General features: G+C 28.8%; 25 protein-coding genes and 3 pseudogenes. All 28 read right to left on the reverse strand.

The features are described from left to right. Positions 1–9: 9 nt before the first annotated feature. Positions 10–690 carry an Ig-like domain-containing domain gene (locus tag ACJDT4_RS01625; protein WP_406785783.1) on the reverse strand — a complete coding sequence of 227 codons (681 nt, stop codon included), beginning with the start codon at positions 688–690 and terminating at the stop codon, positions 10–12. 18 nt (positions 691–708) lie between these two features. Beyond that, a complete protein-coding gene (locus tag ACJDT4_RS01630) occupies positions 709–2283 on the reverse strand; it encodes a DUF5050 domain-containing protein (protein ID WP_406785784.1) in 1575 nt (524 codons plus the stop codon). 119 nt (positions 2284–2402) lie between these two features. Beyond that, positions 2403–2810: a hypothetical protein gene (locus ACJDT4_RS01635; protein ID WP_406785785.1), complete on the reverse strand. Its 408-nt coding sequence runs from the start codon at positions 2808–2810 to the stop codon at positions 2403–2405. 11 nt (positions 2811–2821) lie between these two features. After that, the gene (locus ACJDT4_RS01640) at positions 2822–3478 is read right to left on the reverse strand and encodes a hypothetical protein (protein WP_406785786.1); all 657 of its coding nucleotides are present in this window, start codon (positions 3476–3478) and stop codon (positions 2822–2824) included. 26 nt (positions 3479–3504) lie between these two features. Next, positions 3505–4356 carry an SLAP domain-containing protein gene (locus ACJDT4_RS01645; protein ID WP_406785787.1) on the reverse strand — a complete coding sequence of 284 codons (852 nt, stop codon included), beginning with the start codon at positions 4354–4356 and terminating at the stop codon, positions 3505–3507. 117 nt (positions 4357–4473) lie between these two features. Then, a complete protein-coding gene (locus ACJDT4_RS01650; protein ID WP_406785788.1) occupies positions 4474–5553 on the reverse strand; it encodes a hypothetical protein in 1080 nt (359 codons plus the stop codon). Between the two features lie 17 nt (positions 5554–5570). Further along, the gene (locus ACJDT4_RS01655; RefSeq protein ID WP_406785789.1) at positions 5571–6056 is read right to left on the reverse strand and encodes a VanZ family protein; all 486 of its coding nucleotides are present in this window, start codon (positions 6054–6056) and stop codon (positions 5571–5573) included. A 286-nt stretch (positions 6057–6342) separates the two neighbouring features. After that, positions 6343–6900: a dTDP-4-dehydrorhamnose 3,5-epimerase gene (gene rfbC / locus ACJDT4_RS01660; protein WP_406785790.1), complete on the reverse strand. Its 558-nt coding sequence runs from the start codon at positions 6898–6900 to the stop codon at positions 6343–6345. Between the two features lie 199 nt (positions 6901–7099). Further along, positions 7100–7993 carry a dTDP-4-dehydrorhamnose reductase gene (gene rfbD, locus ACJDT4_RS01665; protein WP_406785791.1) on the reverse strand — a complete coding sequence of 298 codons (894 nt, stop codon included), beginning with the start codon at positions 7991–7993 and terminating at the stop codon, positions 7100–7102. A 212-nt stretch (positions 7994–8205) separates the two neighbouring features. Then, positions 8206–8469, reverse strand: a pseudogene (locus tag ACJDT4_RS01670) (four helix bundle protein); the annotation flags it as partial. Positions 8470–8648: 179 nt separating this feature from the next. Then, the gene (gene rfbB / locus ACJDT4_RS01675) at positions 8649–9701 is read right to left on the reverse strand and encodes a dTDP-glucose 4,6-dehydratase (protein ID WP_406785792.1); all 1053 of its coding nucleotides are present in this window, start codon (positions 9699–9701) and stop codon (positions 8649–8651) included. Between the two features lie 15 nt (positions 9702–9716). After that, positions 9717–10589: a glucose-1-phosphate thymidylyltransferase RfbA gene (gene rfbA / locus ACJDT4_RS01680; RefSeq protein ID WP_406785793.1), complete on the reverse strand. Its 873-nt coding sequence runs from the start codon at positions 10587–10589 to the stop codon at positions 9717–9719. A gap of 308 nt (positions 10590–10897) precedes the next feature. Then, entirely contained in the window at positions 10898–11164 is a 267-nt protein-coding gene (locus ACJDT4_RS01685; RefSeq protein WP_406785794.1) for a hypothetical protein, read from the reverse strand. Positions 11165–11247: 83 nt separating this feature from the next. Continuing rightward, positions 11248–11666 (reverse strand): annotated as a pseudogene (locus ACJDT4_RS01690) (P-loop NTPase family protein); the annotation flags it as partial. Further along, on the reverse strand, positions 11659–11943 hold the full coding sequence (locus ACJDT4_RS01695) for a hypothetical protein (RefSeq protein ID WP_406785795.1): 285 nt from the start codon (positions 11941–11943) through the stop codon (positions 11659–11661). The gene ACJDT4_RS01695 and the pseudogene ACJDT4_RS01690, both read right to left, overlap by 8 nt. 182 nt (positions 11944–12125) lie before the next feature. Further along, the gene (locus tag ACJDT4_RS01700; RefSeq protein ID WP_406785796.1) at positions 12126–12383 is read right to left on the reverse strand and encodes a DUF2442 domain-containing protein; all 258 of its coding nucleotides are present in this window, start codon (positions 12381–12383) and stop codon (positions 12126–12128) included. A gap of 16 nt (positions 12384–12399) precedes the next feature. Then, a pseudogene (locus tag ACJDT4_RS01705) lies at positions 12400–12594 on the reverse strand (DUF4160 domain-containing protein); the annotation flags it as partial. A 250-nt stretch (positions 12595–12844) separates the two neighbouring features. After that, the gene (locus tag ACJDT4_RS01710; RefSeq protein WP_406785797.1) at positions 12845–13006 is read right to left on the reverse strand and encodes a hypothetical protein; all 162 of its coding nucleotides are present in this window, start codon (positions 13004–13006) and stop codon (positions 12845–12847) included. Continuing rightward, positions 13003–13227: a hypothetical protein gene (locus ACJDT4_RS01715; RefSeq protein ID WP_406785798.1), complete on the reverse strand. Its 225-nt coding sequence runs from the start codon at positions 13225–13227 to the stop codon at positions 13003–13005. The genes ACJDT4_RS01710 and ACJDT4_RS01715 overlap by 4 nt, the downstream gene beginning before the upstream one ends. 197 nt (positions 13228–13424) lie before the next feature. After that, positions 13425–14864 carry a flippase gene (locus ACJDT4_RS01720; protein ID WP_406785799.1) on the reverse strand — a complete coding sequence of 480 codons (1440 nt, stop codon included), beginning with the start codon at positions 14862–14864 and terminating at the stop codon, positions 13425–13427. A 2-nt stretch (positions 14865–14866) separates the two neighbouring features. Further along, complete coding sequence (gene glf / locus ACJDT4_RS01725; protein ID WP_406785800.1) at positions 14867–15967, reverse strand: UDP-galactopyranose mutase; 1101 nt, start codon at positions 15965–15967, stop codon at positions 14867–14869. Positions 15968–15985: 18 nt separating this feature from the next. Next, positions 15986–16834 (reverse strand): glycosyltransferase family 2 protein, encoded by an 849-nt coding sequence (locus tag ACJDT4_RS01730; protein WP_406785801.1) that lies wholly within the window; start codon positions 16832–16834, stop codon positions 15986–15988. A 39-nt stretch (positions 16835–16873) separates the two neighbouring features. After that, positions 16874–18040 carry a glycosyltransferase family 4 protein gene (locus ACJDT4_RS01735; RefSeq protein WP_406785802.1) on the reverse strand — a complete coding sequence of 389 codons (1167 nt, stop codon included), beginning with the start codon at positions 18038–18040 and terminating at the stop codon, positions 16874–16876. A 31-nt stretch (positions 18041–18071) separates the two neighbouring features. Continuing rightward, entirely contained in the window at positions 18072–18953 is an 882-nt protein-coding gene (locus ACJDT4_RS01740; RefSeq protein WP_406785803.1) for a glycosyltransferase family 2 protein, read from the reverse strand. Continuing rightward, positions 18944–20260 (reverse strand): O-antigen polymerase, encoded by a 1317-nt coding sequence (locus ACJDT4_RS01745; protein WP_406785804.1) that lies wholly within the window; start codon positions 20258–20260, stop codon positions 18944–18946. The genes ACJDT4_RS01740 and ACJDT4_RS01745 overlap by 10 nt, the downstream gene beginning before the upstream one ends. A 6-nt stretch (positions 20261–20266) precedes the next feature. Continuing rightward, a complete protein-coding gene (locus ACJDT4_RS01750; RefSeq protein WP_406785805.1) occupies positions 20267–21376 on the reverse strand; it encodes a glycosyltransferase family 4 protein in 1110 nt (369 codons plus the stop codon). Next, positions 21377–22495, reverse strand: a complete 1119-nt coding sequence (locus tag ACJDT4_RS01755) for a glycosyltransferase (protein WP_406785806.1) — start codon at positions 22493–22495, stop codon at positions 21377–21379. A 21-nt stretch (positions 22496–22516) separates the two neighbouring features. Continuing rightward, a complete protein-coding gene (locus ACJDT4_RS01760) occupies positions 22517–23569 on the reverse strand; it encodes a mannose-1-phosphate guanylyltransferase (protein ID WP_406785807.1) in 1053 nt (350 codons plus the stop codon). Between the last annotated feature and the right edge of the window lie 38 nt (positions 23570–23607).

Below are 23607 nucleotides of genomic sequence, written 5' to 3' on the forward strand. Positions count from 1 at the left end.
CCAACCAACTCAATTACTTATTTGGACACTTTGACTATCATAAGCCTTTTGAATATTAACCAAACAGTTTCCTATCTTATTACCATCCGCATCATAAAAATACACATTTACATTTTGGAAATCACCAAGCACAGCAGCTTCTTTACCTATAGGTACATTATCATCCTTTTCATCCTGCCCCTCAACTCTATAGGTGCTTGCGTTTGATAAAGTAGTGGAATTAACTGACACAGTAGCTATAACACCGCTTCCATAATTAAAAACCTGAACTTTAAAACTAGCTGTATCAACTAATTGACTTTTTATTGTAAACTGCATCTTATAATCTTGACCTATTTTATTTCCATTTTGATCTGAGAAATCCTTACTAATAGTTAAAACATAGGTCTTTCCAAGAACATAGCTTCCACTTTTAGGTTTTACTATTACCTGTTTTTCATTTGATGGGTTAACACTTAAATTCAAATCTACTGAATTTCCATAACTATCCCTAACATATATATAATCTGAGGTTACATAGTCATAGTTAACCTTGTTTGTAAAATTAACACACCATTCTTTATCTGGTGAAACACCTGTTTTTGTATTTGATACAATTTCAGCATGTACAAAACTTTTAGAAAAAACAATAACAAGTAAACAGAAAAGCGCAGTAATACTAACCTTCATTAAATTGAATGATCTTTTCATAATTTTTCCTCCTACTGCTTATTTCATGACAGTTCTTCCACTTCCATCTTTAGCTATAGATGTTAATGTGCTCATATTAGCAGGTGCAAAATAAACATTAGGATCAATTGCATTAACATATTCCACAACATCATTTGCTAATTTTGTACCTTTAGTTAACGGAACTGGAGTAAGCACTTGTTGTCCACCTGTACCATCAGCACCTATCTTATAGAGTCTGTCTCCATCCGAGTCATTTTTGTAATATATAGTATCTCCACATACATTGAGATTAAATACCTTATCGTCACAAAGCTTTTTATTTTCTATGCCATCTGTATCCATTCTATATAATTTTTCATTATCAGAATAATTTCTATAATACATATAACCATTTACAACATTTAAATGCTTAGCTTGAACATCACTTACCTTTGTTGCAGCATATCCATTCAAGTCGATTTTGTATATTTTATTATGATCCGATTGGTTTACAGCATATATATAATTCTTAACAATATTTATATCAGTATACTGGCTAGTACTTATACAAGAATCATAGTATCCATCTACATTTACTCTATGCAAACTTTTATCTCCACTATTTATGTAATAAATCCAGTCTCCAGCAACAATAACATCTTCCATTCCTGCTGTATTGGAATAAACTAAACTTCCCATTGTTCCAACATTTTTTGTACCGGACATAATTGGCACTGCATCGGAACCATCAACCCTCATTTTATATATTCCTGTTGTAGCTGGAACTGTTTTAGTTGCAGGCGTAGTATGCACATAATAAAGCTCATCACCAACAACATTTATGTATTTAGCATCGTGTGCTGATGTAAGCTGTTTTCTATCAACTCCATCACTCTTTACCCTAAACAAATTTCCACCTGTACCTCTATAATAAATCCATTGATTATCCTCATCAGTAGCAACAAGCCCAGAATTATTTATATTTCCACTACTATTACCTAATACATATTGCAAGTTAGAAATATTCTTTGGAATTGCTCCAGTTGAAGTTGACACATCTAAAGTTCCCCTTGCAACCAAATTATTTCCTGTAGAATCAGCATAAAAATAAACATTAACAGAACTGTCTGAAATAGTTGTTTGAATAAAATCACCAACTGCTTTTATATAACTGCTTCCAGAAACCCTAAAATATCTAGCATCTGGAACAGTTGCACTAGTAACTGTGATCTTTTTAAATAAACTTAACCCATTACCAATTTCAACCTTTGCTACTGCCATAAATGGACTAACAACATGTTCCAAATAGTCAGAACCACTTCTTGCTATGTACTGTTCTCCATCACCATCTTTATATGTTATAGTTGGTACGGAATCAATAACACTTGGAGAAACATATGCGTTTGAAAACAAATCCTTCACCGTACTACTATTTACAACATAATACACATTAGACCCATTTAATATTTGCGTGTTTACTTCCCCATAATTAGCTGGCTTAACAATATAATCAATAGAATACGCTTTATTTCCTATTACTATGGAATGGCTTGGTATTGCCATAGCGCTTACCGAAGAAGAATATGCTGTGACAGAAATAGCTGCTATTATACCTAATAATTTTTTGCTCATTACAATTCCTCCATAAAATAATGTTTTACAAACATTGCTTTTTACTAAATTTATCGTCTTTTTTCTATATAACTTTAAAAAAAATCTCTATATATTGGATATATAGAGATTTGCTTCAATTAATCTATACTTATAACTGAAAAATCTGATGAATCATTATTGCCTGTACTACTATATGCACTAGGATCAAAATTTGATTGTACATTAGCAGTATTAGCTATACAATTTTTAAAAGCTGTAGCAGTATCTAAACCTGCAATCTTATTTTTCTGAAAGTCATTTAAAAGACTTGTATAACTATAATACTTTCCACCAAACTCATAAACAAACTTATCTTCATTGCTCATTACGTCATTAATAAAATCACTAAATTCACTATCTGATAAGGATGATATGGTATAAATTTTTTTAGTATTTGTGTTATAAAAATCTCTATTTTTAGCAAATACGCTTCCTGAAATTGTGCCTACTAATAAAGCACATGTTAATGTAAATGTACAAATTTTTTTGATAAAACTTTTTTTCATAAAAATACCCCCTAAAAGTTCGCTTCTAATTTGTTTCCACTTTTATCTTGCAAAATAATTTTACCTGTTTTAAAGTTTTGATCTATGTTTTTAACTGCAAAAACATCATTATTAGCTTTTAAAACTTGGTTACTTGATAATTTTATTTCCTTACCATCTAATAAAACTTGAACTTTATTAACATTATTTAAATTATGCAATTTAAATCTTATACATTTTAAAATAGGATCATACATAGGTTTAGTTTCGAAATAGATTTTACTATCATCGGCTTTACTTCCCAAATTTACATCTTCAACTTCTTCATTTTTAAATTCAGCCTTAACATTTACTTTCTTATTTGGATTTTGCTTTTTTAAATCATTAGCTGTATTTAGAGCTAATGCCTTTAATTCAGTAACGCTAGCACTATCTTTTCCTTTGATTGTAACTGTTATGGTATCTCCATTTTCAGTTCTTTTTACATCTTTAACATTTTTATTACTCTTTAAATTGTCGTTATTATTGCCGTTAGCTTTACTATTTTTAGTAGATTTATTAACATTATTTACTGAAGCACTTTTGCCTTTATCATTATTACTGTTGTTAAATCCAACAGCAGCAACTATAGAAGCAATTAATGCCAAAACTACTACTACACATAAAATAACTTTAGTTTTCTTTTTCATATAAATAATAGTCCTCCCTAGTCATATCAATTAAAAGCTATTCTCCACTTGCTAAGATCATAGTTTTCTTCAATTATATTTTGTTTACTTAATATTAAATTAAAAATTCTAGCCTTTTTAGGCAAAACATTTAAATCTTCAAGCTTAAATTTTCCACCAGCAACCCTACTGTTATTCTTATCAAAAACAGAAATAGGAACTTCCTCTAACTTAATTTCCTTATCATAACCATTTCTTGCTATTATAGTTATCATAATATTTCCATCTTCATTTTCTAAAAGATCAACAGCTGATAATGTTACTGTATTCACTTCAATTTGGTTTAAATCCTCTAAATATCTGTTAAGCATAGCAACCTGATCACTTGGCAAATTTTCTGGAAGCTCTTGAAATTCAGTTGTTATGCTTTTAAAAGCCTTAACTCCACCAGAAAAACATATCTTTAAGTTTTCAAAGTCGATATCATCTAAATTTACTCCATCCACATCAAAAAAAAGCTTAGTTACTCTAGCAGAATAAGGAGGAATATCACCCAAATTAGCTAAATTAAATTTTTGATGTATTATAAGGTTGCCATCTGCATCCTGTATTCCTAAATATACCTCTTCGAAATTTACACTTTTAGGCAAGGCATTTCTTATAAAAACTTTAGTTTCTATTTTGCCTTCAAAATAAACAAAGTACTCGCTCGTTAAATTAACTTGTCCATCTTCGATTTTAGGAAGTTTTGCAATTTCATCTTCCAAGTACTGTATTTGTACATTTGACATTCTTGCTTTTTCTTCATCGGTAAGAGCAAGTTTTATTTTTGAAACTTCTTCATCCTTAACTTTGACTTCAACTTGTTTACTTGTTTTTTTCTTTCCTAAAATCCCCATATTGCCTCCCAATGTTATTTATTTTAACAACACGTTTAATTATATCATATTAGTTTTCTAAATAAAATACATATGCTGCTGTTATGCTTTCATTTTACAAGTTTTTTGCAAACACCATCACTTTAGCATACTGCTAACTTGAGCAAAATACATAGGTTTAATACTAGTTTTTAATGCATCTTGAACCTCATCTCTTTGAGTTTGATTTAAAGCCTTAACCTGAGGCAGTATTAAGCTGGAATTTATTGTTCCTGAAGCCGCCTGAGCCTGCATAGCATTAATTACAGCTTTTGAAGCACTATCCTTTACTTTACCGGCTGCCTCTCCTAATTCCTCACTAAGCTCTGTTGCCGTTTTAGTGTCTATTTTTTTTGTCCCCTGGCTTGGTGTAACAATACTGCTGTTTCCACCATCACTAGGCTTTCCATTGTCAATATCCTGGACTATTTTTTTTATCTCACTATTTGAAACACCACTAAGCTTAGTTTTTATATTATTTAACGCATTTGGATTATTTTCAATATACTTAATTGCCTCTTCTACCTTTGTCTTATCACTTGCATTTAAATTTTTAACTGTGTTTAAAAGTTCATCTCTAACCTCAGCTGCTTTGCTATTGCTCAAATTTAATTTCAACTTTTCCACACCTATATTTAAGTTATTATCTTTTATCTCTATTGAATTTATTGTAACAGGTAATGCAGATTTATTAATGTATATGCCGTCATCTTCAATAGTAAATTTACTGCTATACATAGCCTTTAATTTATTTAAGATAAAGTTCTTTGGAAGTGGTATTGCTCCAAGCTTAAAGGAATCAGGTAAATATACTATACATCCTTCTTTAAGCGCAACCTTTCCAGTGGAAGATACTAAAAAGTTCTGCCCTTTATAAGCTGTTGGTATTTTAATATCAAGCTTATTTTGAGACATATTTACATAAATATTTTTAATAGTAACCCCTTTATGGGTTTGTGCCTCAAAGGAATTTGAAATAACACTATTTATATCATCACTAGAAAGCGAAACTGTTCCCCCAGCTATAACTGCATCCTTAAGTTTATTGTAAGCATTGGTACTTCCAGATACACTTTGAGTATATCCTGAATTCCACTTTAGCATTATACCAAACAAAAGTATAATTAATATTATAATTGCCAAAAATATAGGCAACTTTCGTTTCTTTTTTCTTGCCATGTTTCTTATTCATCTCCTCAAACTTTTTTCTTTTTCCTTTTCAAAATAACATAATAGATAAAATAGCTAAGCCACATTCCAATATTAGCTCCAACGAAATCTATAAGAACATCCTTTACCTGTGAAGTTCTTCCTGGTACATAAAGCTGATGAAATTCATCTAGCACGGCATATAAGAGACAAATAAACAAAATATATACTATGGCTCCCCTTCCCTCCATTCCAAAATGGAAAAGCAAAACAGTCACCAAAGCTGCAAGCACACAATATTCAAAGGCATGAGCATTTTTTCTTATAAATAAGTTTATATTTTCATCCCTTTGATTTTGTGGAAGTTTACTATAATCTTCTTTACTTTCGCCCTTTATACTTCTTAATTCTTCCCTAATAGTATTTACAATATTAAAACTTTTTGAATTGGATTTATCTCCATTTTGCGAAGAATTATAAAAAATAAAGCAAAACCAAACAAGACAAACTCCAATAAAAATAACTTTCTTCATCAAATCCTCCAAACTTAAATCAGTGCACAATCATAAAAAATAACTCTCTCTTGTATAAAAAGGATAATGGGCTGCTGTCCAAACCCCGCTTTATAAATTATATCACATATAAAAGTTGTATTCAGTGAAAAGTTGTTACATTTTCGTAAAAAAAGTGGTACACACAAATGCACCACTTAAACTTATTTTATAATCTTTAAATTCACTTCAGAAATATCTTCCGTCATCTTCGCTGTATGTTCATAAATCGAATATAGAAGAAAATCATCCTGAACTGTTAACTGATTTAAAATTCTATTTTACATTCTGAAAGCCTTGGATGCTTTTTATCTTTATCGGAAAATATGAGTTCTTCTATTTCTTCTGTTGGCCATTTTATATTTATATCTGGATCATTCCAGATGATTCCGCCTTCACTTTCTGGGTGATAAAAATCTGTACACTTATAGCAAAATTCCGCTTCATCAGATAACACTAAAAAACCATGTGCAAAACCTTCTGGCACATAAAATTGTTTTTTATTTTCTTCTGAAAGTACAACTCCAACCCACTTTCCATATGTCTTAGAGTTCTTCCTTAAGTCTACAGCAACATCAAAAACTTCTCCTCTAGTTACCCGCACAAGTTTCCCCTGCGTATGCTCTTTCTGAAAATGGAGTCCTCTTAAAACTCCCTTTTTAGACTTTGATTGATTATCTTGGACAAAAACCATATCTAGTCCTGCTTCTTTAAACTGATTATAATTATAGGTTTCCATAAAGTATCCGCGGTTATCTCCAAAGATACCAGTTTCTATTATGTATACCCCTTGTATTTCTGTTTCTTTAAAATTAAATTTACCCAAACTACTTACCTCCATTAGATGAAGAGTAGAGAGTAAAGCGTAGAGAGTAGAGTGATGGTTAATTTTTCTGCTACTTGCAGAAAAATTTTAAAGACTATAAATTCTTTTTAATTCAGCGCAGCTAAATTATTAAGTTGTAAGATTTATCTGACGCAAGGAAGACAAATCATCCTTCACTCTACTCTTTACTCTCTACTCTTTACTCTAATTTAAGTTTATCCACATTATTTATAAATTGCCTAATCGCTTCTTGCCAAGGTCTCATTTCATCTCCAACGGTTGCCCTCAGCATCATGTTATCTAAGGATGAAAATGCTGGTCTTTTTGCTGTTCTTCCTAATTCACCTGAAGTTATAGGACTTACTGTACAGTTTATTTTGCTTAAGCTTATTATTTCCCGGGCAAAGTCATACCAACTGCACTCTCCTGTTCCTGTGCAGTGATATATTCCGTATTCTTCTGTCAAAACTATCTTCAATATATGATAAGCAAGATCTTCTGCATTAGTTGGATTTCCTCTTTGGTCATCTACTACATCAAGATGCCCTTTTTCTTTTCCTACCTTCATTATTGTGTAGACAAAATTTTTGCCATAATATCCATAGAGCCATGCTGTTCTAACTATAAAGTATTTGCTGCAATTTTCCCTTATATACTGTTCACCTAAAAGTTTTGTTTTTCCATATACACTTACGGGACTTGGCAAATCATATTCTTTAAATGGAACATTTCCTTGACCATTAAATACATAATCTGTTGAAACATGAAGTAATTTTGCATGAACTTTTTCGGCTGCAATAGCTAAATTTCTTGAGCCTATTGAATTAACTTTAAAGGCTGCATCTGCATCGCTTTCACACTTATCTACATTAGTATATGCAGCACAATTTATTATTGCATCTGGTTTAAATGAAGAAACATAATTTATAACTTCATTTAAATTTGTTATATCAAGTTCATCATAATCAACATATTTTATTTCAGCTTTCGAATACACTTCGTCTATTTTTCCCATTTCTGATTTTCCAGCCTCTAATATTTTTCTGAGCTGAGTTCCAAGCTGACCCTTGGAACCGGTTATTAGTAATTTCAAAATTATCACCCCATTAAAACAGAATACAGAGTACAGAGTACAGAGTACAGTGAATGTTAATTTTTCTGCTATTCGCACAAAAATTTTCTAACTTATAGATACATTTTAGTTTAGCTGCGCTAAACTTTTTTGTGCTATAGACTTATTTCACACATTAAAGACAAATCAGCCTTAACTGCACCTTTCCTCTAGTATCTGTAATCTGGGTTTTATTATAAATTTAAGTGCTTTTTAGTTGTCGATACTGTAGCACTTAGCATTCTGCAAAGTTCTCTACACTTGTATAAAATTTGTGGTTGTCTATCCTCTATATAACCAGTTTCTATAAACAATTCAATCCAGTATTCTGTTTCATTTGCTTCTTTTAGTGCTATATTCATCTTGTTCAAAAAATCCTTTTTACTTTGGGCACTTACGCCTTCTTTTACATTAGCTCCAATACTTGTACCTGATCTTAGAATTTGTTTTGATAGAACCATTTATGAGAACTTTATTCAAGAAACAAATCATATATAGATAGACACAAGGTTGACACCATTTTTTAACTGTCTATTTATTTCGTTCAGCAAAGCTGAACATCATTAGTTATAATTAAAGATTTATCTGAGAAAATCGAAAGATAAATCATCCTTCGTTGTACTCTGTTCTCTGCACTCTAAATTTTGTAGTATTTTTTATAGTATTCCTCGTATGTGCCTGAGGTCAAATTGTCCATCCAGGATTTGTTGTCTAAGTACCATTTTATTGTCTTTACAATTCCAGCTTCAAAGGAGGTTTCTGGATACCAGCCTAATTCTGTTTTTATTTTTTCTGGATCTATTCCATATCTTCTATCATGACCTTTTCTGTCTTCAACATACTTTATTAAACTTTCATCTACACTTGAATCTACATTGTCATGCACATATGAAATTATAGTTTTAATTATATACAAATTATTTCTTTCATTATGCCCGCCTACATTGTAAACTTCACCAATTCTTCCTTTATCCAGCACCATATCTATAGCCTTGCAGTGATCTTCAACATATAGCCAATCTCTTATATTTAAACCATCTCCGTAAACTGGTAGTGGCTTTTTGCTTAGGCAATTATTTATCATAAGTGGAATTAACTTTTCTGGAAATTGGTATGGTCCGTAGTTATTTGAACATCTTGTTGTGTTAAGAGGCATCTTGTAAGTATCATAAAAAGCTTTTACCATTAAATCTGCTGAAGCTTTTGATGAAGAGTATGGGCTATGTGGATCAAGTGGTGTTGTTTCCATAAAGTAGCCTTCCTTTCCAAGTGAACCATAAACCTCATCTGTAGATACTTGGAGGTACTTCTTTCCTTCCTTGTATCCATTCTCAGTTTCCCAAGCAGTTTTTGCAGCATTTAAAAGAGTAACTGTTCCAACAACGTTAGTTTTTGCAAATACCTCTGGCTCTCTTATGCTTCTATCAACATGAGATTCTGCAGCAAAATTCACAACATAATCTATATCGTATTTTTTAAACAAACCTTCTACAAGCGGTTTGTCGCATATATCACCTTTAACAAAAGTGTAGCCCTGATTTTTTTCAACCTTTTTTAAATTTTCCAAGTTTCCTGCATAAGTTAGCTTATCAAGATTAATTATGTGAATATCTTTATGCTTTTTTAACATATAGTGGACAAAATTTGAGCCTATAAAACCCGCTCCACCTGTTACTAAATAAGTTTTCATTATATCAAGCTCCTTTTATTCTTCATCACTTACTAAATTAATAAGATACTGACCATAATCTGTTTTAGCTAAAGGTTCCGCTAGCTTTAAAAGCTGCTCTTTATTTATATAGCCTTTTCCATAAGCTATCTCTTCAAGGCAAGCTATATATCTTCCCTGACGAGTTTCAATAGCCTCTACAAAATTTGCTGCACTTAAAAGATTACTGCACGTACCAGTATCCAGCCATGCCATACCTCTTCCAAAAAGCTCTACCTTTAACTTTCCTCTTTTTAAATACTCATTATTTACATCTGTTATTTCAAGTTCTCCTCTAGCTGATGGCTTTATATTCTTTGCAATATTAACAACTTCATTGTCATAAAAGTAAAGCCCCGGAACAGCATAGTTGGATTTTGGATTTTCTGGTTTTTCTTCTATGGATATTACATTATTATTAGAATCAAATTCAACAACACCATATGCCTTTGGATTTCCTACATGGTAACCAAAAATTGTTGCTCCTTCTTTTCTATTTGCTGCATTTTGAAGTCTTTCTGTAAATCTATATCCATAAAAAATATTATCTCCAAGTACAAGAGCAACATTATCATTTCCAATAAACTTTTCTCCAACTATAAAAGCATCTGCAAGTCCTCTTGGCTTATCCTGAACTGCATACTCAAAATTAATCCCCAGCTGGCTTCCATCGCCTAAAAGCTCTTTAAAACATTCAATATCCCTCGGAGTTGAAATTATAAGTATGTCCTTTATTCCTGCAAGCATCAAAACAGAAATAGGATAATATATCATTGGCTTGTCATATATTGGTAGTATTTGCTTTGATACTGATTTTGTAAGCGGATAAAGTCTTGTACCAGACCCCCCGGCAAGTACTATTCCTTTCATAGTTATCTCCTTTTAATCTCTTATTATTATGCTTTAATTATAACGTTTTAGGTAAGAGTTATCAACCTATATTCAGTTCACGATGGATATTAAAATTATATAACAAAAAAACACAGCAGAATAATGTTCCTACTGTGTTCTTTTCATACTAAAATTTATTTAATAGCCCTAATCTGACTTATAACTTTATCATGTTCATCAACTTCTTGAGTTAACTTTGTAACTTTTCCTTGAAAACGTTACATCAATTGTAAAATAATAATTTAAATGTAAACAAGTTCCTATAGCTTAAGGACTTCTATTAAATCTTATACCGGTCTACGTTTTAATACAGTTATATCTACTTCATGTCTTCCTAAAACTTCTTTTACTGCATCAATATTTTCACCTATGCTTTTTAAATGACCACTAATATGTGCTGTATCATTACTTATTTTATCTATTTCAGCTTTATTTACTTCTACTTTATGTCCTAAAGCCTTTAATATATCTGTATTTTCCTTAAGTTGAGATTTTATAGGCTTAAGCTCTTCCCTTAATAGCTCTTGTATGGCTTTTAAGTCTTCTTTATTCATATTCTCACCTACTTTAAAAATGTTATGATTTATTATATAATTAATTTTGTTCTTTTAATATAAAAAATTCTATCCTTTCACTTAAAATTATATGCCAATTGATTAACCTTACCATAATCTGTCTTTACATTATTATCTATCATTTCTTCTGGATAATGATCATAAGCCAAATATCCATCAAGAAAATACATTGTCATATCTGGATTAAAAACAGATTTGCTATTTGCATTAAATTTATATCCATTATAATACTCCGTCATATCCTTACAGATTTTACTTTTAAGTTCTACATCTTTTAACCAAACTTCATCCATAACCCATGAAAGTTCATCTCTAGTAGATCCAAGCATAGCATTAAGATTTTTATCTAAAGTATAGTTTCTTGTTATGTTAAACCCTCTAACATTATAGTGCTTACACCTGTCATAAATATCTTGGAAATATTATCCATAGTGGTATCTTTTATTGCTTTATAAAAGGCTTTAACAAAACCTTCACCATGAAACTTCTAAGGCAAAAAATTGTGGTACTTTTTTTAGCTCCGCCTTAAATCCCTTTTCTATTAGAAACCGAACTATTTTATCTCCAATTTTTTTATTTATCACAGCATCATTTTCCGAAATTATAACTAAGGTACTGCTTGCACCTCTTTCCGCAGCTGTTTTTATATAAGAATTAGTCTTCTCAATGTAGCTTTGAACTAAATTATTAATATTTATATTTTTTATAGCCTCTTCTGTTTGTTTTTTTCTTTCTGCCGCTGTTAAAAATTCTTCCATTTAATATTCACTCCAATCTATAATACCTTCTACATATAGTAATATTATATCCAATTTTCTTTAATACTTCACCCCTTTTTCCATTCACAGTTATGGATGATTTTCTTCCGTTTCACTTCAGAAAATATTAAATTGTATAAAAATAGAGTTAAGAAATAAAATACTTAACTCCACTATAGCTATTAAATTATAGCTTTCTCCCTGCCTATCTTCTTACTTTCTAAATATATAGTATCCGGACATAAATCTTGTTCATGTATCCACTGCACTGTACCCATAAAAGGTTTTACAGTTTTAAATAAATTCCAATCTTTTAATTCTTTAAATATACCTGTATCAAAATATGGTTTTACATCAAATATACCTATTTGACCATCAGTAAATGTTACAGTAATTGTAAAATCCTTATTAGGAACTACATCTTTTACTCTTGGATTCATAACTTCACCCCATTTCTTATTTCAAAGGATCAATTTTATAAATGTTTTCGCCTTTGAGCGCAAGTTCCCAGTCAGCCATAAGTTCATCATTATGAATTTCTATCCATGCTTGTATGAGTTTCATCTTGCTAGATTTAATTTCACCTTCAAGCAATTCTCCAGCTGGTATTGAAATCACAGCCTCTTGCCCTTGGTAAGTAACATGAATATGTGGTACATGATGTTACCTATTGTCCATATAATACATCGAAATAATTATGCCATAAAACATTGATAATATAGCCATTCATGCGCTCTCCTCTTATATTTTTTATACTTTAATATTATTATATCCAATTTTCTTTATTATTTCATTATATTTTTTCAGTTTACAGTTCACAATTATGCTTAATTTTGTAAGCGGTGGAACACATACCGTAACTCAAAAAGTCAGCTTCACATCAATCTGCGAAGCTGACTTTTTAATAAAATCCTTCTTTTGCAATTTTCTTTATATAGTTATATTGTTTTCGTATAAGCTTTTTAAAATCCGAATCTGACAGTTCATTATACAAAGCAATACCTTCTTCATAAAGGCATTCCTTTATCAATTCGCAATAATCATCGGCTATATGACGCATCATAGTTGCTTTAAAACTTTCATTAGTCCTTCTAAAGAATCTTGATTAAAGTTGCTTGGGACAGTTACCTGTATGTCTTTAGAGAATATCTGGAAATCATTCGATTTCCAGTGATTAATCTCTGACTTATATACATTTGAAACAACAGAAGTAACTTCTGCAAACTCTGTTTCGTTATCTAATTGCTGCTTTTTGCTTATTTTACGATTCCAATAATGATACATATTCTTGCTGATTTCGTTAATTTTACGCCATTTTGAAACTGACATTCCATTTTAAGTTCTTTCCATAATTCTTTGCTTCCAGAGAACTAGATTTTCAGTTATAGATCTCAAAATAAAACCTCCCATATCTTTACTTTACAAAAGTATATCAAATGAGAGGTTATTTTTCATGACGGCATTTGTTATATAGTTTACAATCAAATCGTTTTTTTTAGAAATTTTCGTTTAACTATATTTATAATATAATTATTAACATTTGATTTTAACATTACCAGTAAAACAAAATAAGTTAGCATACCAACCACTACTTGTACAACAGTAGTCTTAATACTAGTTTTCATATAATTACCAATTATTCTTAAAAATAACAACATAATACCTGATGCCAAAAAATACTTCCATATATTATTGAACATACTCTTAATAGCTATATACTCTCTCATCAAATAAAATTGAACTAGTGTAACAGCAAATTCTGCTATAACAGAAGCTACTGATGCACCTAATGAAGCATATTTTTTAATTAAAAATAAATTAATTATAAAATTTACAACCGCACCCACAGTGACTGAAATAGTAAACTCCTTGACTTTACCAACAGGAAGCATAATTTGCATCCCCAAAACATTGCTCCAAGCTATTGCAACAATAATAGGGCTTATTATAATTATAAGACTGCTGCACTTTAAGAAATCATTTCCGAAAAACCAAGGCACAAATTCATTAGCAATACCAATCATTCCAAACATCATCGGTATTGCTAAATATGATGAAAATTCAAAGGATTTAACTAAATATTCTTTAACCTTTTTAAGATCTCCTTTAGCAAAAGTATTTGTCACTCTTGGAAGCATTACTGTCCCCATAGATGTTACTACTGCCAAGGTCATCTTAACAATTTTTTGCGAATTATCATAAAATCCAACTTCCGATGGTGTTGAAAACATTCCAACCATAGTTTTATCTAAGACTACATATATTTGAATAGCTATTTGAGGTATAAAAAGTTGCACAGCAGGTATAAAATGTTTATTGATATCATTAAATGTTAATTGAATTTTATTAATGTAGCTTTTCATATACATCCACATTATGCCTTGTCCTATTAAATCTGATATACATAATATAAGAACATACTTATTTAAATCACTTTTATTTTTAACAAATATAAAAATACATACAACACCAATCATTTTAACTATAAAATTTCTTGTTACAGTTTTTTTAAAATCCTCAATGCCCATAAAAAACCATGAAATATCCAAAGTAGCGGATAATATAGCTAATGATTGAATAAAATATATTGATGTATACTTACTTTTAATGATAAAAATAAATACTAAAAAAGCAATATATGCTAAAGCTGTTGTTATAAGTTTTAGTATAAATATTCCCCAAAAAGTTTTACTAAGTTCATCTTTCTTATCTCTAACATAAGCTATAGTTCTATTTCCATATAGACTTATTCCTATAGTTCCAGCCAATACAAAATATTGCACTATTGAATTTGTGTATGCGTTTATTCCTACACCATTACTTCCCAGTATCCTTGAAACATATGGAACTGTTATAAGTGGAAGTATTAAAATTAAAAGTTGATATACAACATTGTATATGTAATTTTTAGCAATGCTCATTATTAATCTAATCCCCTAATTTTATTTTCAAACAAATTAAACGCACTCTTTATAGCTGCATCTATATTGTAATACTTATACTCAGCTAATCTACCTATAAAAAATACATTTTTTAATTTTTCAACTTCATTCCTATATAAATTATATTGATCTAAATATTCTTTTTGTGGAACTGGATAATAAGGTTCTCCATCCCAAGTAGGATATTCTCTTGCTATAGTTGTTTTTTTATTTTCCTGCCATGTTAATTTTTTATATTCTGTTATTCTTGTAAAATCGTAATCATTAGGATAATTTACTACTGCCTCATCTTGATAAGATTCTACATTTAAAGTTTCTAATTCAAATTTAACGCTTCTATACTTAAGTTCTCCATATTTATAATCAAAATAATAATCAACAGGACCTGAATAAATTAAATATTTATATTCTAAATTTTCTATTATATCTTTATAATCTGTATTTAAAAGCACATGAATTTTAGGATTATTTATAATATTTTCACACATCTTTGTATATCCATATTTAGGCATTCCCTGATACTTATCTGTAAAATATCTTGTATCACGATTATATCTAACAGGAATTCTTGATATAACAGATTTATCTAATTCATTAGGATAAACATCCCACTGCTTTTTTGTATAATTCTTAAAAAATTTTTCGTATATGTCTTTTCCAGCCTTACTCAAAACAACATCTTCTGAATTTCTTATTTCATCAATATCTTTAGCTTGTTCCTTTAAAAAATCTTCTATTTCATTATTAGATAAATTTAAATTATATAACTTATTAACGGTTTCTGTTGTTATTGGCATTGGAATATAGTTTCCATCAATATATGTAAGAACCCTGTGTTGATAATAATTCCACTTTGTAAATTTACTGAGATAATCCCATACATCTTTATGATTAGTATGGAATATATGTGGTCCGTACTTGTGTATTAAAATTCCTTCTTCATTGTAATAATCATAGCAATTTCCACCTATGTGATTACGTTTTTCTATTACTAAAACATGCTCATTTAATTCTGTTGAAATTTTTTGTGCAAGTGTTAATCCTGATAAACCTGCTCCAATTATAACGTATTTAAAATTCATATTTTTAACTCCTTTAATTTAAGGTAAAACTTTTATTCCACTAATATTTAAAATTCCATCAATATAACCCCTTAAAAAAATTAATTTTTGATCTGTATTAAGTAATACAATTTTCAAAAAAATTTTAGGGTTTGTAATAAATATTTGTCTATATCTTTTAATATCACTAATCTTATACATTAAAATAGAATTTCTTACCAAATAATATATTCTCCAATCATTCATAATAGGAAATTTAATAAGTTTGCCACAAATTTTTTTCTCATAAAATTTTCTCTGTTCAAATGACTTATGATTTATTATTGAATTTTTAACTTTAATTATCTTATAACCAAATCTTTTAATTCTGTTGGCATATTCAACATCATCATGGTATATAAAAAAATCTGCTCTAGGGAAACCAACTTTGCTAATTACATTTCTCGAAATATAGAATCCAACAAAAATCCAAAAATCAACTTCCTTATAATCATTTTTATCAAAGTCTATATCCATATCGCAATTTGACCATAAACAAACATCTTGTGGTAATCTTTCTCTAACTGATTCTAATTGCAATAGTGCATCTTCATTAGGATAAGCATCATCATCCATTCCCCATATATATTCAAATCCATCATCATAAGCTGATTTTATACCTACATAAAATCCACCCGATCCTCCAATATTATTATGTAATCTTATATACTGTATATTTTTATGTTGCAATAACATCTCTTGTATCATTTTATCCGTTCCATCCGTACTTCCATTATCTACTATATATATTCTATCTAAATTTCTTTTTTGATTTAGCAAACATTTTAAATTAATTGAAAGTTTCTCTTTCCGATTATATGTAACTACTACTGCTGCTATTTTATTCATTTTACTTTAGCACCTCCTGTATAAATTAACATTTTTTAATCAAATTTCATTATCTAAAACATATTCTATAGCCTTGTTGAATCCGTTTGCCATATTTAAATATGTATAATTTTTTATAATTTCAAGTGAATTTTTACACATATTAGCCCTTAAGTTATCATCTATAAGTATTTTATACATTGCCTCAAAAATTTCATTTTCATTACGTTCCTTAACAATAAACCCATTTTTATAATTTTTAACTAAATCATCCCCACATCCAACAGCGTTTGTAACAATAATAGGTTTTCCACACTCCATTACTTCGTTTACAGTTAATCCCCAAGCTTCAATTTGTCCTTTATAAGTTATGCTCGGCAATACAAATACATCACATTGTCTAAAGAAACTAATTCTAATACTAGGATCTATTCTACCACAAAAAAATACATTTTCTAACTTCAACTCTTTGCATAAAATTTCACAATATTTTCTAAACTCCCCATCCCCACATATTAACAAAGCTACATTATTATATTTATTTTTCAATTTAAAAAATGCTTTAATAAGATAATCCAATCCTTTACTTTCCATCAATCTACCAAAATATAAAACTACCTTATAATCATTATTTATACTAAATTTTCGTTTTATATCAACATTTATTGTTAAATTCTGAAATTTTAATTCACTTGCATCTGGTGCTAGAAAAATCTTCCTTTCATTAGCTCCATTTTTCAAAAAGTATTCTTTAGTTTTTGTTCCGGGAACAATATATGCATTGACTTTAGTTACAAATTTTTTGAATATCAACTTTTTAATACTTTTTTTTAAAAAGTCCTTAAATGAGTAGTACTTGTCAGGATCCCATCTTTCCCAAAAATATAATGTTTTCTTTCTTCTCAATTTTGATATAAAAAAAGCAAGAAAAAAATCAATGCATTCTGATAGCGAATCTAATACTGGTATAATTATAACATCATAATCATATTTAAAAAGAATTTTTATAAAAGATCTATAAAAATTCTTTTTATTTAAAACAATGTAGTCTACATCAAGTTGTTTTTCATAATCAATTTTAATCTTATATTGAGTCTCTCCTAAATTAACCTTAGTAAATAAAAATTTAAATTTCCTATTATCTAATCTAGATAATGTATTAAACAATGGTATTCTGTACCACGTTATTGTATTATGTATAAACAATATTTTTGTATCTTCTTCCATAATAAAAGCAGCTCCTATTAACTCACAATAATTACTTTGAATCTTCAATTCCCTTTAAAATAGCTTTAGCCAGATATATTTTTCCATTGCAAATATACTTAATACATTTTAAAATTCTAGTAATATAAAAAAATATTTGAGAACTAATAAATCTACAATTTTTAACCTTTTTTTTATATTTATTCATAAATACAATTCTATTTCTAGTTCCCCATTCGACAGAAAATTGTGATTCTTCCCCTCCTGACGATAATCCAACTTTATGATAAATAACACTTTTAGGATTATACAATATTTTGTATCCAAAATCTTTAACTCTAACACAAAAATCCAAATCCTCAAAATACATAAAATATTCTTCTGGTAGCATACCAACTTTTTTAAATACATCTTTTTTTATCAACATACAACACCCTGTCATAAAATCTATCTCTTTTTCAAAATCACACTGTCCATTATCAAATTCTTTCATTCCAAAATGAATTCCAATAAACTTAAACCAATCTATTTTGCCACCTCCATACCATATCCTGTTTTTTTCCTTATGATACATTATTTTGCATCCAACTATTCCCGCATTTGTTTCTTTTATGAATGTTAAAATCATATTGTTCAAAAAATCATCTTTTACAATAGTATCATTATTTAATAATAGCACAAACTCCGCATTATTTTTAAGTGCATAATTTATACCAAAATTATTTCCACCCGCAAAACCTAAATTACTTTTCATACTAAGTATTGTGCAATCTTCTAAATAGAATTTTAGCTTTTTAACAGAATCATTTGTTGAATCATTATCTATAATAACAATTTTGTAATTGTCATACTTTATTTTCCTCAGGCTATTTACACAATCAATTGTATCCTTATACCCATTATAATTAACTATTATTATATATACTAAAGGCATTTTTTTCTCCTTCTTAACTTTAAACTGTATTTTGACTTTTTTATCTTATAAAAGAACTCGCAAAAAATGAAACATACTATATATATATATTGTGTTCCCACCTTAAATGAATTAACAAATACATTCCATAATAAAAAATTTAGTGCATTTGAATATAAAAGAATATTAAATACGGATGAATGCTTATTACTATTTATTAGCTTTATTAAACTGATTGACAACAAAAAAAACAAAAACATATATACCAAATATCCTAAATATCCATAATCATTAAATGCATCAACTATAAAACTAGATACATTCAACCCAACCAAATCGTCCAAATATGGAATATACTGTTGTTTATTATCTATCCATTCCTTATATCTATTTCCTTCCCCAATAATATTAGCATTAAATTTTACTATAGGATACAAAAGTTCATTAAAATACATATTCTCAACACTTTGATTTTCTATGCTAAACCTAGCATTTTCTAATGGACTTGTTAAATATATATATAGTTGAGTAAAAGCAGTCGGATAATTTTTTTTCATCATATAATGCTCATTCAAAGTATGATGAAAAAAATTATCCATAACATACTTGTTCCTTATATTACCAACATAATTAAACGCAAAAATAAATATAAAAATTATTGCTAATACCTTTATTTTAATATTTCTAATTCCATGCTTACAATGTATTTTTAAAAAATATAAATTATAAATTTCAAATATAAATACTGTTAATACGAAATAAAATAATGGGCCTCTACTTAATGTCAAACCAGAACATATAACAGCAATCGAACACAATAATAAATTTTTTATCCTTTTATTTTTCCTATAAATTAAATATTGTATTTGAGCAGCAATTACTGCAATAAACACACCATATCCTAAAGTTGTAATAGATTGCTTATTTATTTTATTTTCACTTAAAATAGCTATACCATTAATCTTAAAATTTATTCCTAATGAAATTATTGCTATAATTAAAAACACTATGCTTAACTTTCCATATACATTTTCCCAATTTTCCTCGTAAAATCTATTAACTAACTTTCCTATATTGTCATTTTTTATACAAATAATTCTACTTCCTATAAAAAATATTATTACTATTGGTAGTACTAATAAATTAATATACAAATCAGGATTGTATAAATTTGACAATGACAAATTATATAAAATTAAAGTAACCGTCCACATAATAAATGACAATTTATTAGAATCTGCCACAAATAATATGTTGTATTTTTTATAATCCTTATAAATACTTAATATTAATATTATAGTTAGAATTGCATTTATAAAATATAACAATTTTTATCATCCTTCTAAGTAGAATTTAACCATATTGTTACCACATTTATTCCAAGAGTAACTTTTCAAAATTTGGGATTGGTTTTTTATAATATTGTCCTTAAAATATTGATTATTTTCAATTTTTAATATTAATTTTGATATTTCTTTATAATCAAATGGATCAAATAAACATTCTTTCATTTGTATAACTTCCGGTAACGAGCTGACATTAGATGCAATTGTAGGAATTTTAAAACTCATCGCTTCCAAAGGTGGCAATCCAAATCCCTCATAAAACGATGGATATACAAATAAATTAGCATTTTTATATAAAAATTTCAATTCATCATCATTTATACCTCCAGTAAATACTACTCTGTCACTTAAATTTAAGTTATCAACTATTTTATAAACTTCCTCATATAACCAACCATTTTTCCCTGCTACAACTAATTTATAATCACTAATTTTATTTTTTATTAAATCAAATGCCTTTATAATTCCATCTATATTCTTTCTTGGTGATATAGTACTAACCGTTAGTATATATTTACTATCTTTTAAATCCAAAATATTTTTATTAATATTATTGCAATTAATATGCTCTTTAGAAAAATCATTAAAACCATTATAAATAACGCTTATCTTATCATTAATTTTAGGATAATACTTTAGCATCTCACTCTTTGTAAATTCAGTTATAGCTACTATTTTATCAGCCTTTTTTATAGATAAATTTGTAATAAAATTTTTCCACAAAGTTGTCTTCCATGTAAATGCATCTTTAACACTTTTAAAAGCTAAATCATGAACTGTTATAATTACCTTATTCTTTGCAAAAATTGGAGCCATTGTATCAGGATAATGTATAACGGCATTAGGATACTTTTTTAAAATTAACTTAGGTAATTTAAATTGTTCATAAAAATTTCTCTGTTTAGCATTCTTTATATTTTTAACAATTATTAAATCCTTTATATCTGCAAAACTAAATGAATTTTTATCTTCTTCCCTTATGACTATTTTAAAATCAACTTTATGCTGGTCATATATAGCTTTTGACAATTCATGACAATATCTTCCTATCCCTCCACTCAAAGATGTTTGAAGGGCATTAAATACAACTTGTCTCATTTATAGCACCTTCCACTTCTTAGTACTTAAAAATTCGTCATGTTTTTCGTTAACAAAATTTCTAATTTTCATTTCAAATATTTTCTCATCAAACTCTTCTGCATGTTTTCTTATACACATTTTGTCAAAACTCAAACTTTGAAACCTATTAACTGCATCTTTCAAATCTTCTGCAGTTTGTTGCTTAAAAAACACACCAGTTTTTTGTTCAACCACAGTTTCTAAAGCTCCACCTTTTCCGTATGCAATTACAGGTCTACCACTAGACTGCGCTTCAAGTGGTGTTATTCCAAAATCCTCTTCGCCAGGAAATATAAACGCTCTACACTTAGAATAGTAGTCTTTTATAACTTCATCAGGTTGCCTTCCTAAAAATTTAATATTATCCTTAGCCATGGCCTTTAATCTATTTAAATCTTTTCCATCACCAATTACAACTAGTGGCAATCCCAACTCATTAAATGCTTGTACGGCTAAATCTATTCTTTTATAAGGAACTAATCTTGAAACTATCAAAAAATAATCCTCATCAGTATCGCTTATATTAAACAAATTACATCTTACTGGTGGATGAATAACCACGCTCTCTCTTCTATAATGTTTCCATATTCTTTTTGCTACATTTTCAGAATTTGCTATAAAATAATCAACTCTATCTGCTGATACTCTATCCCACATCCTTATGTAATTCATAACATACTTAAGTAATTTTCCTTTAAGCTTATTTAATCCCCATTCATTTGCATATTCATAATAATATTCCCATGCATACCTCATAGGAGTATGGCAATAGCAAACATGCATAGTATCAGGATTTGTTATAACACCCTTTGCACAAGATGAACTGCTGCTAAGCACTATATCATATTCATTTAAATCAAAACTTTCAAATGCCATAGGCATAAATGGCAATAACATTTGATGACCTCTTCTCAAATTCTTTGGACTCTGGAGAAAAGATGTTCTAACATCAATATTTTTGAATTCATTATCCAAATTATCTGGATTATATAATGTAGTGTATATTGGTGCATCTTTATATATTTCTTTAAAATTTATTATAACTCTTTCAGCTCCACCCATATTAGTGAGCCAATCATGTACTAATGCAACATTCATTACGGTATACCTCATATCTAATTATTTTACAACTTTTTTCTTAATCTCTTTAATTCTCTCAATATCCTCTTTCTTACCAACAAAAATAATGTCATCACTTTCCACAACAAACACATCAGAAAGCCCCACAACTACTATAGGCTTTTCATTTCCAACAACAATATTATTTTTACCGTCAATGTTTTTTATATCACCAACAAAAACATTATTATCTTCATCCTTCGTTCTATATCTTTCAACAGAATACCAGGTTCCAATGTCATCCCATCCAAAATCACATGGTATAACATACATATTTTCTGCCTTTTCCATTATTCCATAATCTACAGAAATATTCTCAACCTCAGGATATTTTTCTTCTAAAACTTCTTCAAATTCATTTTCCCTGCAGGCTGCTATTTCGTTTAAAACTTCATAAGTTTTAGCTAAATACATTTTTGTAAGCTGAAGCACATTTTTACATTTCCATATAAACATGCCACCATTCCAAAGAAAATTGCCTTCTTTTAAATATTCTTTAGCTTTTTCAGTATTTGGCTTTTCAACAAACTGCTCTACATTTTTTATTTTATAATCATCTATGTTTTTTTCCTTACTTCCGCATTTTATGTAGCCATACCCTGTTTCTGGTCTATTGGGTTTCATTCCAAAGGTAACAATTGCTTCTTCATTTTTATGTATAAATTCATCAGCAGCCTTTATTGTCTTTAAAAATTCCTCTTCATTTACTATTAAATGATCCGATGGAAGCACTATCATTGAAGAATTTTCATAATATTTATTTATCATAAACGCAGATAAACCAATACAAGGTGCTGTATTTCTGCCAACAGGTTCTACAATTATATTTCTAAGTGGCAAACTAGGAAGCTGCTCTCTTAATAAATCCACATATCTTTTACCTGTAACCACAAATATTCTCTCAAGTGGTATAAGCTTTAAGAGCCTCGCCACCGTCATTTGTATCATAGTTCTATCGCCAATAAGCTTTAAAAATTGCTTTGGTTTTTCATCTGTAGATAACGGCCAAAATCTTTCACCTTTACCTCCAGCCATAATAAGTGCACAAAGCATAATCTACCCTCCAAACATAAGTCTATGTTAGCTCTCAA

The sequence above is a fragment of the Clostridium neuense genome, assembly GCF_045310695.1.
GTDB classification, from domain to species: Bacteria; Bacillota; Clostridia; order Clostridiales; family Clostridiaceae; genus Clostridium_S; species Clostridium_S neuense.

Coding starts and splice junctions, on each gene's coding strand:
- ACJDT4_RS01730 (WP_406785801.1), bottom strand. CDS start 16,834: ATGAATAAAATAGCAGCAGTAGTAGTTACATATAATCGGAAAGAGAAA.
- ACJDT4_RS01635 (WP_406785785.1), bottom strand. CDS start 2,810: ATGAAAAAAAGTTTTATCAAAAAAATTTGTACATTTACATTAACATGT.
- ACJDT4_RS01685 (WP_406785794.1), bottom strand. CDS start 11,164: ATGAATAAAGAAGACTTAAAAGCCATACAAGAGCTATTAAGGGAAGAG.
- ACJDT4_RS01760 (WP_406785807.1), bottom strand. CDS start 23,569: ATGCTTTGTGCACTTATTATGGCTGGAGGTAAAGGTGAAAGATTTTGG.
- ACJDT4_RS01655 (WP_406785789.1), bottom strand. CDS start 6,056: ATGAAGAAAGTTATTTTTATTGGAGTTTGTCTTGTTTGGTTTTGCTTT.
- ACJDT4_RS01625 (WP_406785783.1), bottom strand. CDS start 690: ATGAAAAGATCATTCAATTTAATGAAGGTTAGTATTACTGCGCTTTTC.
- ACJDT4_RS01750 (WP_406785805.1), bottom strand. CDS start 21,376: ATGAGACAAGTTGTATTTAATGCCCTTCAAACATCTTTGAGTGGAGGG.
- glf (WP_406785800.1), bottom strand. CDS start 15,967: ATGAATTTTAAATACGTTATAATTGGAGCAGGTTTATCAGGATTAACA.
- ACJDT4_RS01650 (WP_406785788.1), bottom strand. CDS start 5,553: ATGGCAAGAAAAAAGAAACGAAAGTTGCCTATATTTTTGGCAATTATA.
- rfbB (WP_406785792.1), bottom strand. CDS start 9,701: ATGAAAACTTATTTAGTAACAGGTGGAGCGGGTTTTATAGGCTCAAAT.
- ACJDT4_RS01755 (WP_406785806.1), bottom strand. CDS start 22,495: ATGAATGTTGCATTAGTACATGATTGGCTCACTAATATGGGTGGAGCT.
- ACJDT4_RS01735 (WP_406785802.1), bottom strand. CDS start 18,040: ATGGAAGAAGATACAAAAATATTGTTTATACATAATACAATAACGTGG.
- ACJDT4_RS01630 (WP_406785784.1), bottom strand. CDS start 2,283: ATGAGCAAAAAATTATTAGGTATAATAGCAGCTATTTCTGTCACAGCA.
- ACJDT4_RS01695 (WP_406785795.1), bottom strand. CDS start 11,943: ATGGAAGAATTTTTAACAGCGGCAGAAAGAAAAAAACAAACAGAAGAG.
- ACJDT4_RS01640 (WP_406785786.1), bottom strand. CDS start 3,478: ATGAAAAAGAAAACTAAAGTTATTTTATGTGTAGTAGTAGTTTTGGCA.
- ACJDT4_RS01645 (WP_406785787.1), bottom strand. CDS start 4,356: ATGGGGATTTTAGGAAAGAAAAAAACAAGTAAACAAGTTGAAGTCAAA.
- ACJDT4_RS01710 (WP_406785797.1), bottom strand. CDS start 13,006: ATGATGCGTCATATAGCCGATGATTATTGCGAATTGATAAAGGAATGC.
- ACJDT4_RS01700 (WP_406785796.1), bottom strand. CDS start 12,383: ATGAATCCAAGAGTAAAAGATGTAGTTCCTAATAAGGATTTTACAATT.
- ACJDT4_RS01720 (WP_406785799.1), bottom strand. CDS start 14,864: ATGAGCATTGCTAAAAATTACATATACAATGTTGTATATCAACTTTTA.
- ACJDT4_RS01715 (WP_406785798.1), bottom strand. CDS start 13,227: ATGTATCATTATTGGAATCGTAAAATAAGCAAAAAGCAGCAATTAGAT.
- ACJDT4_RS01740 (WP_406785803.1), bottom strand. CDS start 18,953: ATGCCTTTAGTATATATAATAATAGTTAATTATAATGGGTATAAGGAT.
- rfbA (WP_406785793.1), bottom strand. CDS start 10,589: ATGAAAGGAATAGTACTTGCCGGGGGGTCTGGTACAAGACTTTATCCG.